This window comes from Nostoc sp. NMS7 (assembly GCF_017115085.1).
Taxonomy (GTDB): Bacteria; Cyanobacteriota; Cyanobacteriia; order Cyanobacteriales; family Nostocaceae; genus Nostoc.
Genome location: NZ_JABXKJ010000145.1, coordinates 1 through 15,819 on the forward strand (window position 1 = coordinate 1; position 15,819 = coordinate 15,819).

At 41.8% G+C, this 15,819-nt stretch carries 11 protein-coding genes and 1 pseudogene; 8 read left to right on the forward strand and 4 right to left on the reverse strand.

All coding sequences use genetic code 11. From position 1 onward, the window contains the following. From HWQ38_RS14815 to HWQ38_RS14830, 4 genes and pseudogenes are all read right to left on the reverse strand, one after another. A pseudogene (locus HWQ38_RS14815) lies at positions 1–212 on the reverse strand (hypothetical protein); the annotation flags it as partial. 50 nt (positions 213–262) lie between these two features. Next, the gene (locus tag HWQ38_RS14820) at positions 263–1,099 is read right to left on the reverse strand and encodes a transposase (RefSeq protein ID WP_292794726.1); all 837 of its coding nucleotides are present in this window, start codon (positions 1,097–1,099) and stop codon (positions 263–265) included. Positions 1,100–1,222: 123 nt separating this feature from the next. After that, entirely contained in the window at positions 1,223–1,897 is a 675-nt protein-coding gene (locus HWQ38_RS14825; RefSeq protein ID WP_292794728.1) for a hypothetical protein, read from the reverse strand. Between the two features lie 941 nt (positions 1,898–2,838). Beyond that, positions 2,839–3,111, reverse strand: coding sequence for a hypothetical protein (locus tag HWQ38_RS14830; RefSeq protein ID WP_292794730.1), 273 nt, complete (start codon positions 3,109–3,111; stop codon positions 2,839–2,841). Between the two features lie 1,275 nt (positions 3,112–4,386). Here HWQ38_RS14830 and HWQ38_RS14835 point away from each other — a divergent pair. Genes HWQ38_RS14835 through HWQ38_RS14870 form a run of 8 tightly spaced genes read left to right on the forward strand, consistent with a single transcriptional unit; the run spans position 4,387 to position 15,737 of the window. Further along, positions 4,387–5,994: a phage tail sheath C-terminal domain-containing protein gene (locus tag HWQ38_RS14835; RefSeq protein WP_292794732.1), complete on the forward strand. Its 1,608-nt coding sequence runs from the start codon at positions 4,387–4,389 to the stop codon at positions 5,992–5,994. A 10-nt stretch (positions 5,995–6,004) separates the two neighbouring features. Next, positions 6,005–6,475, forward strand: coding sequence for a phage tail protein (locus HWQ38_RS14840; RefSeq protein WP_292794734.1), 471 nt, complete (start codon positions 6,005–6,007; stop codon positions 6,473–6,475). A 54-nt stretch (positions 6,476–6,529) separates the two neighbouring features. Then, complete coding sequence (locus HWQ38_RS14845; RefSeq protein WP_292794735.1) at positions 6,530–7,267, forward strand: phage baseplate protein; 738 nt, start codon at positions 6,530–6,532, stop codon at positions 7,265–7,267. Then, entirely contained in the window at positions 7,267–9,933 is a 2,667-nt protein-coding gene (locus HWQ38_RS14850) for a hypothetical protein (RefSeq protein WP_292794737.1), read from the forward strand. The genes HWQ38_RS14845 and HWQ38_RS14850 overlap by 1 nt, the downstream gene beginning before the upstream one ends. Next, entirely contained in the window at positions 9,930–11,177 is a 1,248-nt protein-coding gene (locus HWQ38_RS14855; protein WP_292794739.1) for a DUF4255 domain-containing protein, read from the forward strand. Before HWQ38_RS14850 ends, HWQ38_RS14855 begins: the two co-directional genes overlap by 4 nt. Continuing rightward, on the forward strand, positions 11,174–13,156 hold the full coding sequence (locus HWQ38_RS14860) for an ATP-binding protein (RefSeq protein ID WP_292794741.1): 1,983 nt from the start codon (positions 11,174–11,176) through the stop codon (positions 13,154–13,156). Before HWQ38_RS14855 ends, HWQ38_RS14860 begins: the two co-directional genes overlap by 4 nt. After that, positions 13,153–13,410, forward strand: coding sequence for a hypothetical protein (locus tag HWQ38_RS14865; protein ID WP_292794743.1), 258 nt, complete (start codon positions 13,153–13,155; stop codon positions 13,408–13,410). Before HWQ38_RS14860 ends, HWQ38_RS14865 begins: the two co-directional genes overlap by 4 nt. Further along, positions 13,407–15,737 carry a DUF4157 domain-containing protein gene (locus HWQ38_RS14870; RefSeq protein ID WP_292794745.1) on the forward strand — a complete coding sequence of 777 codons (2,331 nt, stop codon included), beginning with the start codon at positions 13,407–13,409 and terminating at the stop codon, positions 15,735–15,737. The genes HWQ38_RS14865 and HWQ38_RS14870 overlap by 4 nt, the downstream gene beginning before the upstream one ends. Positions 15,738–15,819 lie beyond the last annotated feature (82 nt).

Genomic DNA, 15,819 nt, shown 5'->3' on the forward strand with positions numbered 1-15,819 from the left:
CGTGTGCCTGTATTGATAAAGAACCGTTCTGCGGTGAGTAAGCGAGTGGTGTCAACCGTTGTTACTTCAATCGTTTTGGATGACACAAACCGTCCCATTCCAACTATCAGTTCGTGACCCAGAGCAGTTTCTAGATTGTGCAAATTCAGTATCGGCTCAATAAGTCGGGGTAGCGAATAAAAGTAAAAAGACTTGCTAACATCCAATTTCATGAGAGTTAACTATATTCTTCTAACGCAGGCATTCTATTTGAATGCAAACGCTATATTATAAAGTTTGAGGATTGAGAGAATTTTTCTCGAATAATAGTATCCAATTCGGGGATTTTACAAGAGAGAGAAATCCGGTCACGTATGTACTCGAAGAAGCTGATTCCCAATTTACGAGTAGTTGTAACAAGAGACATAAAAATGTCCCACGCCTTAGTACCCTCATTCGTTTGAGTTGCGTAACTAATTTTGCGTCGCTGCACCATAGTCCTAGCGGCTAATTCCGCAGGATTATTATGCAACGGTAATTCTGGATGTGACAAGACTAGCAACAGTTCGGATTCTTTAGCTGCTGTTAATTTTTTTCGCTCATCTAATTGTTTATATCCAGTTTCAGTACCAAATAGCTTCCAGAATTTAGACTTTAATTCCTGTTTTGTATCTGGGTTTGGGGAATCTCTGTAAGCTACTAATTCTCGGTAGTAATCCCAAAATTTCCCTAAAAATTTGTCTAACGTTTGTTGATAAAAACCCACAAATGGACTTAACTTTTTATAATGTCTTGCTTCATGTACCCAACATAAAGCCAAATTATCTGTGATTAATTTGAATTGGGGTGCATCATCGCAGACCAGAAATTCTACCACTGGTATTTCAGATTGCTGATGATAGAACGCAATTGCCGCAGCTTCTAAAACACGAGTGCGGTGTTCAACACCTAGCTTGCTTAAATACGTATCTAGCAATAAATTAAACTCTGATTGCGTAAAAACTGTATCTTGAGGCAATAATTTAATTTGATTGTGCCACTTAGTTGGTACATTAAAGCTGATGAGCAACTCATAGGTAAGCTCCCCCAGAACGTATTCCAGCTCTTGTGTGTTTTGCAAGACCCCAATTACGCTTAGTCGGTCTTTCTTCGCTGTAGTTGAGTAGACTGTGTAAAAGGGGTTACAAATTACATTTGTGGTATGATTTACCCCTTTAACACGGGCACTTGTTTGGTCTATGTGTTACCAAGAGCTACTTTCTAACCCACATCTATAGACTTGATTAAATTCGGCTTCAAAATCGCCTGAGTTTTTAATTAGTAGATTTGATAAATAGCCTGCGGACATTGAGATGCCAATATTCTCCAAAAATTCCAGTAATTTACCTTGAGTCAGATTGCCACCATAATATAGGCTCATCACTAAAGCCTTGATTCCTGGACCAAACTCTCCATCGTATCCAGGTGGTAAAGATGCTAAATATGTTTTTCCCTCACTTGGCGAGTAATATTTTTCTTTACGGAATAATACGTTATCCGTTAAGAGTGAAATATCTTGAATGATTACCTGTTCGTAGCCTTTGAACTGTGCATCAGGCGGTAACTCACTCGATGGATAATCAAGAATTTCTGTCCGGTCTACTTTTATACTGTTATTTTTGCTACTTTTAGTATGTTTTTTTGGAGTGTGTCGTTCTTTCTCGGATGAATGATTACTCTTGAACCCTTTAGACTTATTGCTCTTTATCTCTGGTTTACCCTGTTCACCTTTAAGACGATTGTTTTCGTCCCGTAATTTTTGGTTTTCTTCACTTAGTTCTTTAATCTTTAATTGTTGCTGCTCTATTACGTTTAGCAGAATAGTTAATGTATGCCGCAATGATTCATCTGCAAACTTTGATGGGTCGATGGTTTGCAACAATGCCTCTACTTGTTTTTCTGGAGATTACTTTTGCGCCATGTCATATATTTTACGACGCTATGTGCATCTATCTACTTTTTATTTTTTCTACTACCCCGATTTATTGAGCGGATACTGAACGTTTTAGTAGAAGTTATACAATTCACACACTATTTAAACCTTTTTTAAAAGATCATTGCTTTTAAAAACAATTTCTCTTTGCTCCTCGTACTAATACTTTCACTACTAGATTTATGCAATTATATTGCAGTCTTCTATCGCAATTAGAAATTTTAAGTAGGTCGGGGTGAATATTTATCGTTAAGACAAGGCAGAAGCGAGGAGGCAGAAGGCAGGAGTGAAGAGGGTTATAGCATAGTTAATTTTTCTTCACATAGTTCGGTTTTTCTGAGTCGTTCTACTTAATTAAAACGTATTTTTACTAAGTTATACCAATTCTGTATGAAGATGCATAGAAAGAACCCCTCCCAACCTCACCAAAGTATCGCGGAGGTTGGGAAGGGTCAAAATAATGTGCAGCTTCACAGAGAATTGATATTATTACAAATAGCTGCAAGTTTCATCCTTTAGGAGTAGTAATTAAACTCATGCTTTATTGAAAATAAATACTTGTCAATTTCGCAAAAATAATCGTAATCGATCACGGGGCGATCGCAAGTTGCAAAACAACGCAACGATCCAGCATCCAGCCTTCATTTTCAATCAAACCAAGCACCTATACTCCTGGTTCGCCCATTTGAAATTGAGTTAGAAAAAAGCTGAACGATTTAATAGGGGTTCCAGGCTGTAATACGAATGCACTCTCGTCCCGATTTTGGGCGATCGCATAAAAATAGAGTTTTTAGAGCAGGGTGGTAGTTCAAGGTAAATTTAGGGGAATGGCTAAAACCGTCTGGAAGATTTTGAATTTTTCCTTGGAAACAGCTTTTTTGGGTGATTTAGAAACTGTCAACCAAAAGTTTTAGTTCTGCAATCATTCTATTTAAGGCTTTTTGGGCGGTTTTATAACCAGAAGCCTGCCGCCCCAACTTTAATTTAAATAAAATGCGATCGCGTATCGCCTCAAAATCCACAATGTTATGAACAAAAGTAACTGCGGAGCGTTCCTTCTGTGTGGAATTTTCTTTTTGAAGATTCTCTACTTGTGCATTAAGGCTTTCTAGTTCCTCGTTCACCGCAGGTGATGGTAGATGCTTGTTGATTAACATCATCCCATTTTCCTTATTCCTCTGCTCGCTTTAGCATTTGTAGGGTTTTCAAATGTAAAGAAATATTTCGCCAACAGCATCATCATCGGAACAGAAAACCGAGTTAAGCTTAAAAGCCTTATTAGATAAAGATTTTTATGATAACCAAGGTCATTGACACTCTGCTGATCGTCGAGTCACTGCTCAACGAGAAAATAAGGGTTTCAGCTTCTAAAAATGCTTGTATTGCTTATGTAATATCTCTTAACTCGGTTTTCTGCATGAATGCTACTCATACCCCAACTACTACATGAGCCGAGGCTAATCGAGAATTTTGCATTCCTGCTCCATAAAACGCAGAAGCCTTTCCTCAAACTCAGTCAAATATGGGCGTTTAAATTCTCCCAAACACTTCAAAACTCCGTCTGCTGTTGCTTCTAGCTTGCCACTGTCCCGTAGCCTACTGATGCGTAGGCGTAGCCCCCCGTAGGCATCGCTTTCTTGGTTAATTTCTCAAAAGAGTTATATTGAGAAATTATTTTGACTACTTTTTGTGTCGTATTTAATCAACTTATACAACTCAACCATCAATCAGACTATCGTATATACTCGATTTCAAACGTCTGGTTGTTACATTGACGATAATAAGACCAATTAGAAGCATTTGGAAAGCTTTTTGAGAACAAACTGTATAGTAACCAAATAAATCTAGGTTTGAAAGTGAACATTTTATCAAACAATATAATGTCGCATACATTGATTAATTTAACATTGCAAATATACTGATGAAATATCATCCCCAATGTACAGGTTAAGTTCATCTAATTTGGTATAGTATTAACCTGACAGTTAACAAGGGTCATCGGACTCTAAATTGTTCTTTTGCCGTTCGAGTAGCGGCTCTAAAAGAGTAAATGCTTGCCTTGTCGTATTATTTCTTTCCACAGTCGGAAGTTCGTTAACGACTTACCCACTCTAAGCGTACCCCAGCGGGGAAGTAAGCTACGCGTAGCCTCTCCAAGAGTTGCCTCTCGTACCACTAGCGTCTCCCTTTGGGAGACGCTGCGCCAAGGGAAAAAAGAAGGCTTTACGCTGTGCTATTGCATTTGGCATCTCCCCATCAGAGAAATCAAAATTTTAAAGAACTCAATAAACTTCTTAGAAGCAGGTATCTAGTTCTTAGAAGCAGCTATCTAATTTTAAGTAAATTGGGAAGAAAAATATTATCCAATTTGCATATTTAAAAGTTGACTATTTTGTCAATTTGCAAGTTCTAAATGCTTAACCAGAGAATGAACAATGCCTACACAACCAACTTATCCAGGCGTTTACATAGAGGAAATCCCTAGCGGTGTACGCACGATTACAGGCGTATCTACCTCTATCACTGCTTTTATTGGTCGTTCTTTACGCGGCCCTGTAAACGAGCCGATTACTATCAATAGTTATGGCGACTTTGAACGCATTTTTGGAGGATTGTGGCTAAATAGTACCCTTGGCTATGCTGTACGAGACTTTTATCTCAACGGTGGTAGCCAAGCAATCATCGTCCGACTCACTCACTCCAAGTCTAAGCCGGCAGAAGGTGAAGCTCCAGCACAAGCTGAACCGACAGCTAAGAAGGCACAATTAAATGTTAATAGTCTCAACTTAGAAGCAGCAAATGAAGGCAACTGGGGAAATGCTTTAAAAGTGCGGATTGAATACGTAGATACTAATGTAATACGTGACGCAGAGGCAAAAAAACTATTCAACATTACAGTTCTGGATAATAGTACAGATCAACAGGAAGTATTTCGGAATGTATCCGTGCTTCCGAATCACCCAAGACGAGTAGATAAAGTCTTGTCAAATGAGTCTTATTTAGTTCGATTTAGAAATGGACCTCTGCCAACAGAAAGACCCTCTGCTCATGCCCAACCAGCATCGGATAAAAAGTTGTGGGGTGATAACGATACAAACACCAAAGCTGAAGAAAATAGCGGTGCAGATGGTGATGAACTTGATGTGAACGACTTCACTGGGTCAAATAAGGAAGGAAATAAAGAGGGTCTTTATGCTTTAAATAAAGCCGACCTCTTTAATATCCTTTGTATTCCACCCTATAAAGCCGATAACAATATAGATTATGACTCTTTAGTAGATTCATCTGCTGAATTTTGTAGAGATCGCCGCGCATTTTTTATCATTGATCCTCCTAGTAATTGGACTAATAAGGATGTAGCAAAGAATGATCTTCAGAACATTGGTGAACCGACTAGTTATGCTGCTGTTTTCTTTCCCAGAATCAAACAGCCAAATCCCTTACGAGATAATCAAATAGAAGAATTTGTTCCTTGTGGTGCGATCGCTGGTGTATTTGCTCGTACTGATGTTCAACGTGGTGTGTGGAAAGCTCCAGCAGGTACAGAAGCAACATTGACTGGTGTACCACAATTGAGTGTACCTCTAACAGATCCAGAAAATGGGGAATTGAATCCTCTGGGAATCAATTGTTTACGAACTCTGCCAGCTTTTGGTCGTGTGATTTGGGGAGCGCGGACGCGACGTGGAGATGACCGTCTTACCGATGATTGGAAATATATTCCGGTTCGCCGTTTTGCACTTTTCTTGGAAGAAAGCCTTTATCGCGGTACGCAATGGGTTGTCTTTGAGCCAAATGACGAGCCATTGTGGGCCCAAATTCGTTTGAATCTTGGCGCTTTTATGCATACTCTCTTCCTTCAAGGAGCTTTTCAAGGTCGTAAGCCGGAAGATGCTTACTTTGTGAAGTGCGATAAGGAAACAACAATCCAAAATGATATTAACTTAGGAATTGTCAATATCATTGTTGGTTTTGCTCCTCTCAAACCTGCTGAATTTGTCATTCTCAAGATTCAGCAAATAGCCGGCCAAATAGCAGTTTAAGGAGAAATATATGCCTTCTATTTCAGGTAAGCGTTTTGACCCCTACAAAAACTTTAAGTTTGTTGTAAGAATCAATGGTAAGGAAGTGCTTGGGGTAAGTAAAGTCAGCAGTCTAAAGCGAACAACTGAGGTAATAGAACACCGCACAGGTGGCGACCCTAGCACTGTCTATAAGTCTCCAGGACAAAGTAAGTATGATGCTATTACCTTAGAACGAGGTATTACTAAAGATCCTGACTTTGAAAAATGGGTAAACAAAGTCTGGGCGCTTGGTGGTAGTCCAGAAGTGTCTCTAGCAGATTTCCGTCAAGATATTATCATTGAGGTTCGTGATGAAGCTAGTAAGCCAGTGACTTCATATAACGTTTTTGGTTGTTGGGTTTCGGAATATCAAGCTTTACCAGACCTGGATGCGAGTGCTAATGCTGTCGCTATCGAGTATATAAAGATAGAAAACGAAGGTTGGGAACGGGCTTCATGATTAACTAAGCCGAGTTAATCATGATTTAGTTGTTCAACCAGCAGGAAATTAATTATGCGATCGCTATCAGCCTCGGAACTGTTAAATATCTGGGAATGGGGACGTAATCAGCCATCTTGGTCTAAAGCAATCAAGCTACTAGCTAGTGCTTGTTCTGAAACCTCCATAGATATCCTTACTCAACTCAGTCTCGGTCAGCGCGATGCCATGCTGCTGACATTACGAGAGTGGACATTTGGTTCGCAACTAGTTAGTCAAGTGACTTGTCCAAGCTGTGGTGAAGTCTTGGAACTTAATTTTGATGTTGCAGATATGCGTGTAGCATCACTGTCACTTGAACCAGTAGAGAAATATTGTCTTGAAATTGCTGATTATAAGGTGAGTTTTCGTCTACCAAACAGTTTAGATATGATAGCGATCGCTGAACATACACAGCCAGAGATTGCCCAAGAGATTTTATTGGAACGATGTATTTTAGCAGCCGTGAGTGACGGTGAATGTCTGCCGTTTCAGCAATTGCCATCTGATGTGATCAATGCAATTATTACCCAGATGGCTCTGGTTGATCCTCAAGCAAATGTACCAATCGATATCTCGTGTTCCACTTGCAACCACCAATGGCAATCATTGTTTGACATTGTGTCGTTCTTTTGGGCTGAGATTCACACTTGGGCATTTCGAGTTTTGCGAGAGGTGCATACTTTGGCTGTTAATTACGGTTGGCGTGAAGCTGATATTTTGGCGATGAGTCCTAGACGGCGGCAATTGTATTTAGAAATGGTGGCGGGCTGATGAGCAATTATCTTTACCAGTTAGTAGCTAAAAGCTTTAACTTGATTGATACAATTCAACCTTTTGTGTTATCAGTCTTTGAACCGTTACCAGAGTCTACCCTTGACTGGGAGTCATCGATGACCACAGAAGAGACTGAGTTGGAAACAACATCCGAAGCAGAGAAATTTCCCAACTTTGAGAGTATACAGTCTTTGGAGTCGCGATCGCCTACAACAATAGGGCAAATATTTGAAGAGATAACGAACCCGCTCTCAACTAATTTAACTTCAACACCTCTTCAGTCTTCTCGACAAATACCAGAATTAACTCCTAATTTGGCAGAGGAGCCTGACTTTGAATTATCCCTCGTTGAGCCTTTCCCAGAGTCAGTACTAAGTCAAGTCACCACTGATAATCTGCTGCTGACTCCAAACACAGAGCTAGAAACAAACAATCCTCCACCAATCACTGCTCCTACTCGATTAGCACACAAACAACTAACGGACATTGATTCAGTTGTTTCTTCCGTTCAATCACCAGAGCTAAGAAGTCGGAAACAATTTCTAACTCAACCTTTTTCAGAATTAGAAATGATTTCACCCGCTACAAATCAAGTAGCATCTTCTCCCAACTCAGATCCGTTGAAGCCTCCACCTGTAGCAGAAACAAAGCCTTCTCTATCGAGTCGTGTCATTTCTGTACTCACCACAGAATCAAATACTTCTCTCTCAAACCCAATTGATCAGCAGAGTCAGCCTCAACCTAAATCTTTATCTGAACAACCAATACCAATTGAAATTAATCCTTTAGCTTTATCTTTACAGTCACCTTTAAAACCAGACTTGCAAATATATTTTGATGAAAATTTAACAGTTTCATTCGTTCCTCAAGAGAAAACATTTTCGCAGCCAAGTCTAAATACTACAATTTTCAGGACTGTGATCGCCAAGGAAAATAATACTCCTGTCTCAAGGTTAGTTGTTGAAAAATTGGGAGAACTTACAACTCAATCATTCAATAACCAACCAATTGAAATTAATCGAGTAGCTTCTCTTTATACCTCACCATCTGACTTTTCACATTATATGGACAAGTCAACACGAAACCTAATCCCCAATCAAGCTTCCCTACTAGGGAATGGAGAGAATTTAAAGCCTCTTGAGTTGCAGAAGAGAGGTTTGGAGAGCGAAAAGTTTGAGCGGAGGTTTCTGGCGATGGCGGAGCCAATGCTAAGGGCTAGCAAAGCTTTTCAAGATAGAAGTTTTGCAGAACCCGTGAAAAGTCATACTTCACCACAGGTACTGCATCTTCCACAATCTCCCACTCAAGTGCAAACAGAAACCAGCACTATCCTATCAATCCCTAGCGTTCTACAACAGGACAAATTTGCAACTGAAAACTTACATAAGCAACCAACAGAAATTAATCAAGTTTTTACCCATTCTCTGTCACCACAGGTAGAAAGTTTTGAACTATCTCCCCTTCAACTTCAATCAGAAGCAACAGCGATGTTTACGACGGGCTTTGCCAACGCATCTGATATTGCTCAAGTATTGCCTTTAACACCTGCGCTAGCAATAGAAACTATTACTCCCACCTCAAATACGGCAATTCACCTACAGGAACAACTTGTGAATGAATTGCCACAACAGCAACCACTACAAATAACTGGGAATATTTCATCTCCTCCAGTGCAAAAGTTGATCAGTTCAGAAATATTATCCAGTCAGATTTTAAGTCAGATTTTAGAAGAACCAACAGCGATGTCTACGACAGGCTTTGCCAACACACAGAGTCCAGATTCGCTACAAGCGATCGCACCGATTATTGACAGGACGTTATCGAATTCACACAAACAGACCTTAACACCCAGAATTGACAAACAAACAAACGTTAGACTACCACATTCTAAACTTGCGTCTGCTCTGCCAGAAATTCCTCAGAGGTTTGTCCACAAAAACGTTTTATCAATCCAGCCACTGGTAACAGATGCATCTCCCAAACTATCTTCGCTTCAGACAAACAGTTCTACTGCATCATTCGGAGATAATCTACCATCATTTGTCACTTCCCAACCTGCAACTCAGCTAGCTGCTATTCATTCAGATATAATACCAGCGCCAACTCCTGCTTCACATCCTTCAACTGCCGGAACTGACATACAACCGCAAGTCAGCTTTTCTGACTCTCACTTGTCTGATTCTCGTGGAAATGAAGCTTCTGTTCAGGAAGTTGGCTCACAAAACCATAATACGAATTATCACAAACATACTGATATCCAGAAGACTAATCCCAATGAAGGTATAGTTTCCAGCCCAGTTGATAACTTAATATTGCCCCAAAATGCGCCTCCTAACCTCTCCATGTATGCGGAAAGGGACAAAAATAGGGTGCAGTCTTCATACTTTAGGCAATTAGAGGAATCTGATTTAAGACCGCTTTCTGGGTCAATCAGTGACATGACTGTAAAAAGTTTGTCGGTAATTGCGACTAGTAGCAAAAAAGACCAAAAGCGAGACTCAGAGCATTTGGAAACACCACCTGTTATTCAAGTCACAATTGGTCGGTTGGAAGTTCGCAGCACAGCCCCGGTACCTCCTCTACCTCGGACAAAGCCCCGTCCAGCAACGTCTGTGATGAGTTTGAATGAGTACTTGCACCGACGTGGGGGAGGTAAACGATGAGCAATGCCTTAGCCATAGCTGCTGTCACGATCACATTGCGTCACTTGTTACAGCAAAGGTTTGATGTTGAGAGTTCTGGTAGAATCACTGTGACGACACGGCCATTGGATAAAGTGGGAGATCATACTGTTAGTAGTGGCGATCAAGTTAATCTGTTTCTCTACGATACTCAGATCAACGCGGCTTGGCGGAATATGGATATTCCTTCTCAAGTGAAGCCTGGTGAAACAGGACAGCAGCTTTTGCCGTTGAACCTCTATTACCTACTGACTGCTTACGCCCAGAATGATGACTTCCCAGAACCCACAAGTCATCGGCTATTAGGTGTGGCTATGAGTGTTTTTAATGATCATCCTATAATTACTTCTGCTGATATTACAGCAGCCTTGCCTATTACCAATCCTCCAGAGTATGACCTTGATCAACAGGAGGAACAGGTGCGAATTGTTTATCAACCGCTATCTGTGGAAGAAGTATTTAATCTGTGGTCAACTTTTCAAGCTCCCTATCGGGTTTCAGCTGCTTATGAAGTGTCAGTGGTGCTGATTGAAAACAGCCAGCCTGCTAAAACTCCGCTACCGATTATTAAACGTCAATCTGACGATCGCGGGCCAATTGTTCAGTCAGATTTGTCATCGGCCTTACCCACATTAGTTTCTGTTCAATTGCCTAACCAGCAAGCTAGCGCCAGATTGGGTGATATTCTGATTTTTAATGGTTTTCACTTAGACGCTGAAAATGTAGTTATATATTTTACAAATATTCGGTTAGAAATTTCTCTGGAAGTGCCACCAATAGCTACGAGAACGGCAACAGATATTAGAGTCCAATTACCTGATCAGCCTGTAAACTGGGCGGCGGGTTTTTATACCGTTGTAGTCGGAGTAACGCGGACTGGCGAACCAAGTCGGACTACTAATGAATTATCTTTTGCTTTAGCACCAAAAATCTTAGATACTATACCACGACAGGCAACACTAGACGCGAATGGCGAACTAACGCTCACTTTGATTTTAAGCCCCCAAGTGCGACCAAGACAAAGGGTTGCATTATTGTTAGGCGATCGCGAAGTTCTGGCTCAACCACATCCAACTCAAACAGACAGGCTGGAGTTTCGGATTGCAGGTGTTACATCAGGTGAGTATTTTGTGCGGGTGCGGATTGATGGAGTAGATAGCTTGTTGGTAGATCGCACAGTGACACCGCCTGTTTTCGACCAGAATCAGAAGGTGGTGATTTTATGAGCAACCTTGATTCCTGGATGCCAAACAACGAAGGATATCTAGCGAATGCACTGGCTTGGTTATGCTGGCGTTTGTGTGAGTTTGCACAGTTAGCTGATAGTGAGATAGCTGAGATTACAGAAAAGCCAAGGACTGAGGGGATGAATCCACTCCCGGCGCTGATTCTGTTGAGCCAGAAGTTAGGTCTGTCTGATTTTGAACAAGAGATTTTGCTGTTATGCGTTGCAATGGAATTAGATCCAGGTATGGCGCGTCTTTGTGCTAAAGCTTTCGATAATGCTCACCAGCCTTACCCTACCTTTGCCTTGGCTTTATCCTTATTTGATGAACCAGCCTGGGATGCCCTTTCTTGGGAACGCCCTTTGCGTTACTGGCGATTGATTGAAATTCATCAGTCGGGAGTTCAACCCCTTACTAGCAGTGGTTTACGGGTGGATGAGCGAGTATTAAATTATATCAAAGGATTAAATTCTTTAGACGATCGCTTGGTATCATTACTAATGCCACTAGAAACAGAACAATGGGATGTAAAATTACCGCCATCTCAAAAGACTGTTGTCGAAACCATTATTCAACAACTGCGCCAAACGCACAGAGAACAACGTTTACCAGTTATTCACCTAATAGGGGCAGATTCCCTCAGCAAGCAACTAATAGCCCAACAAGTAGCAGCCCAACTAGATAGATATGTCTATCGTTTGTCAGTGGAACTATTGCCAACTCAGGCAGGAGAGTTAGAGACAGTTGCCCGTTTGTGGCATCGAGAAAGCTTGCTATTGCCGCTTGCGCTGTATTTAGATGCTCAAGAGCTTGATGATAAACCTGCTACAGAAGGACAAGCACTTCCCTTGCATCGGTTTCTTACCCGCAGTGGTGGTCTAATTTTCCTTAGCACTCGTGAAATTAGGCAAAACTTGGGTCAGTCCACAATTGTTGTAGATGTTGAAAAGCCAACACCCACAGAACAAAAAGCAACTTGGAGCGAAGCATTAGGAACCGTGGCGGATATTAGTCCGCGACTCTTGACTGGTCAGTTTAACCTCAATTTAGTCACAATTGAGCAGATTGCCCAGCAAGTGCTAGCTGAAACACCCAATCCTGAAATCCCGAATTGTTTGTGGTCAGCTTGTCTTGCTAGTACTCGTCCGCAGTTGGATACTTTAGCTCAACGCCTTGACCCGAAAGCAACTTGGGATGATATTGTTCTAGCACCAGAGGAGACAAACTTGCTGCATCAAATTGCTGATCAGATCCGCCAGCGCAGCCAAGTTTATCAAAATTGGGGTTTTGACAAGCGGATGAATCGGGGAATGGGCATCAGCGCCTTGTTTGCGGGGGAAAGCGGGACGGGGAAGACGATGGCAGCAGAGGTGATTGCTAATGATTTGCAACTCAATCTCTATCGGATTGACCTGTCGGCGGTGGTCAATAAATATATAGGAGAAACCGAGAAAAATCTGCGTCGTTTATTTGATGCGGCGGAAGATGGCGGGGCGATTTTGTTTTTTGATGAAGCGGATGCTTTATTTGGCAAACGTTCTGAGGTGAAAGATAGTCATGACCGCCACGCGAATATTGAGGTGAATTATCTGTTGCAGAGGTTGGAGGGATATCGCGGTTTGGCGATTTTGGCAACCAATCTTAAGAGTTCGCTGGATCATGCCTTTATGCGCCGCTTGCGCTTTATTGTTAATTTTTCCTTTCCTGGTGTTGCTGAACGTCAGGTGATGTGGGAGAAGGTGTTTCCACCAGAGACACCAACTGAGAATTTAGATTTTCGCCGCTTGGCACGTCTGAATTTGACAGGTGCAAGTATCCACAATGTGGCCTTGAATGCAGCTTTTTTGGCGGCGCAAGCGGGTACACCTGTGACAATTGCGTTGGTGTTAGCAGCAGTGCGGACAGAGTTTCGCAAATTAGATCGACCTGTGAATGAGGCGGATTTTCGGGTTTCAGTACTTACGGGGGTAACGGTATGAATATCAACATTGATATAGAAAAGCTGGTTTTAGAGGGAATGTCTATTTCTCCCAGTCAGGGGCGGAAGTTGCAAGGGTTGGTGGAGACTGAATTGGCGCGATTGCTGAGAACAGAAGGTGTACCAGATAAATGGCTCTCAGGTGGGGTGGTGCCTCATGTACCTAGTGGTGCTATTCAAGTAAAGCCTGGAACTAATCCTACCCAAATGGCGCAACAAATTGCACAAACAGTATATCGAGGAATGAAACCATGACTAGTAAAATAATTGCACAAAGCGATCGGCAGCAAAAAAGTGATAAACCCCAAGAAAGTGGAATTTTACAGCGTGCTGCTGTTCGTTCGGTTTCGGAGACAGGGGTGCAATTAATAGAAGATAAAGAAGCACAGCCATTAAGTAGTAATTCGGCTTTTTCCAAAGACTTTAGCCGAGTGCCTATCACCACAACTAAACAGCCGCAAATTATGGCGAAGCTGATGATTGGCGCAGTGGGAGATAAGTACGAGCAGGAAGCAGATAAAGTTGCAACTGACGTTGTGAGTCGTATCAATGCACCTTCTCGTCAACCGTCAGGGCAAAGTAAAGCTGTTCAGCAAGAGGCGATTGGTATCACATTAGCTTCCAAACAACAACTTGTTCAACGCGCTATCTATGAAAACCGAAATAATAATGAGCAAACAGTTCAAGTCAATGTGACGAACACAAGAATAGATGCACGCGTAGATGATAGAGTTTACGGATTCATGAAATTCTCTATTCCAAAGGATGCCCTATATATAGACCACATAGAATCACATCCAGAGCAGGGATCGGGCTTAGGCTCACTTTTAGTGCTAAATGCGGCTTTAGAAGCAGCGCAAGCAGGCAAAGATATTATGAAAATCACTTCTGCCGCACCTGCTGCTAAAGGATTTTACGAGCATATGGGTTTTAGACTTGATCCTGATGAAGTCACTAAATGGATGAAAAGCACAGAACTTTCACGAGACGAAGTAATAAATCAATTTAGAGATTTCATCAACATGATCGGGACAACAAGCGAAGTCCTATCTCTAGCAAGTGTATCATCGGGAAATAGATGGAAGGAGAAGGAACGTGAGGCATCCAAAGCGAGTGGCATTTTACAGCGTGCCGCCGTTCGTTCGGTTTCGGAGGCAGGAGTACAATCAACAGATGATAAAGAAGCACAGCCATTAAGTAATTTGGCTTTTTCCAAAGACTTTAGCCGAGTGCCTATCACCACAACTAAACCACAGCAGATTATGGCGAAGCTGATGGTTAGGCCAGTGGAGGATAAATACGAACAGGAAGCGGATCGGGTAGCGGCGCAGGGGGTGCAGCGAATAAATGCGCCTGTGTCTGTGCGGTCAGGTGAAGATGAAACTGTTCAGCCAGAGGAGATGGAGACAAAAGATAACGAAGTAAGACTAATGAAGTCGCCAATATTACAGCGTATGTCTAGTGATGGTGGGATGGCTGCTACGCTAGACCTTGAAGCATCGATCAATCAGGCAAGGGGTGGCGGACAGCCGATGGCGAACAATATTCGGCAACCGATGGAACAGGCGTTCGGCGTTGATTTCAGTGGAGTGAAGATTCACGCGAACTCTCAATCTGATCGGTTGAATCAGTCAATACAGGCGAAGGCGTTTACCACGGGGCAGGATGTGTTCTTTCGGCAAGGAGCGTATGAGCCAGGGAGTGGAGGGGGGCAGAAGTTACTTGCCCATGAGTTGACTCATGTGGTACAGCAGGGTGACGATGCCGGGCAGCAAAGACAGCAGCAGGTGACAGGGCAAGCCCATCATAATGCAACGTCGTTGATAAGTCCCATTCAACGTTATACCCAAACTTCCGTGGAATTAAACACGAATAGCAAAAATGAGCAAACACAGAATTCAAAACCTATTCAACGTTTCACGGCTAAAACATTCACAATTGATAATACAAATGTCACAGGTACTTTATCAGAGAAGGGGAAATACTTTTTACCCGAAGAACCTATTCAGTCCCCAACAATTTATGCTACAAGTGAGCCAAGTAATTGCATTAGGGTAAGTAATTCTACTTATGATTTCAACAACGAGACCTATGCAAGCTATAAACCAAAAAATCAATATTTAGATGATTGTCTCCATACCGCAGAGGAAATTGTCAATGGAAAAATTTTACAATACGGAACATCTACATATTCAAAAGAGACCATAACTAAACGCGTGTTTGGTCAGAAGGAGGGAATCAATATAGAAATAGCTAAAAAAGCTAAAGATTTGTCTTCAGGGTCTATAAATGAGAATGCAAATGCTCAAAAAGATAATGCATATGTAATTGTGGACACAGATTGGGAAACCAAGCCTAGCAAGCGATCTCCTTTCCACGCTGCGGGTGTAATTGGAGTGGACGGGAGCGATCACATTACTATGGAGGTCTTTGCTGCTGGTGGTTCTACGACTGATAGAAATACAGATGCGAAATTAAGTATGTATACCATCGGTAGCGGAAAAAATTCTTTCCACGGTTACTGGTCTAGTCATTATTTCCAAAGCTACGAAACAATAACCATTGTCATTAAAGCAAAATAACCAACTGCGATCGCTCATGAAATTTGATAAACGTGCGATCGCTAATCTTGTCGGTAACGCAAGTGATATCTTAAGACACCCA

Coding starts and splice junctions, on each gene's coding strand:
- HWQ38_RS14845 (WP_292794735.1), top strand. CDS start 6,530: ATGCGATCGCTATCAGCCTCGGAACTGTTAAATATCTGGGAATGGGGA.
- HWQ38_RS14830 (WP_292794730.1), bottom strand. CDS start 3,111: ATGATGTTAATCAACAAGCATCTACCATCACCTGCGGTGAACGAGGAA.
- HWQ38_RS14840 (WP_292794734.1), top strand. CDS start 6,005: ATGCCTTCTATTTCAGGTAAGCGTTTTGACCCCTACAAAAACTTTAAG.
- HWQ38_RS14855 (WP_292794739.1), top strand. CDS start 9,930: ATGAGCAATGCCTTAGCCATAGCTGCTGTCACGATCACATTGCGTCAC.
- HWQ38_RS14835 (WP_292794732.1), top strand. CDS start 4,387: ATGCCTACACAACCAACTTATCCAGGCGTTTACATAGAGGAAATCCCT.
- HWQ38_RS14850 (WP_292794737.1), top strand. CDS start 7,267: ATGAGCAATTATCTTTACCAGTTAGTAGCTAAAAGCTTTAACTTGATT.
- HWQ38_RS14860 (WP_292794741.1), top strand. CDS start 11,174: ATGAGCAACCTTGATTCCTGGATGCCAAACAACGAAGGATATCTAGCG.
- HWQ38_RS14865 (WP_292794743.1), top strand. CDS start 13,153: ATGAATATCAACATTGATATAGAAAAGCTGGTTTTAGAGGGAATGTCT.
- HWQ38_RS14870 (WP_292794745.1), top strand. CDS start 13,407: ATGACTAGTAAAATAATTGCACAAAGCGATCGGCAGCAAAAAAGTGAT.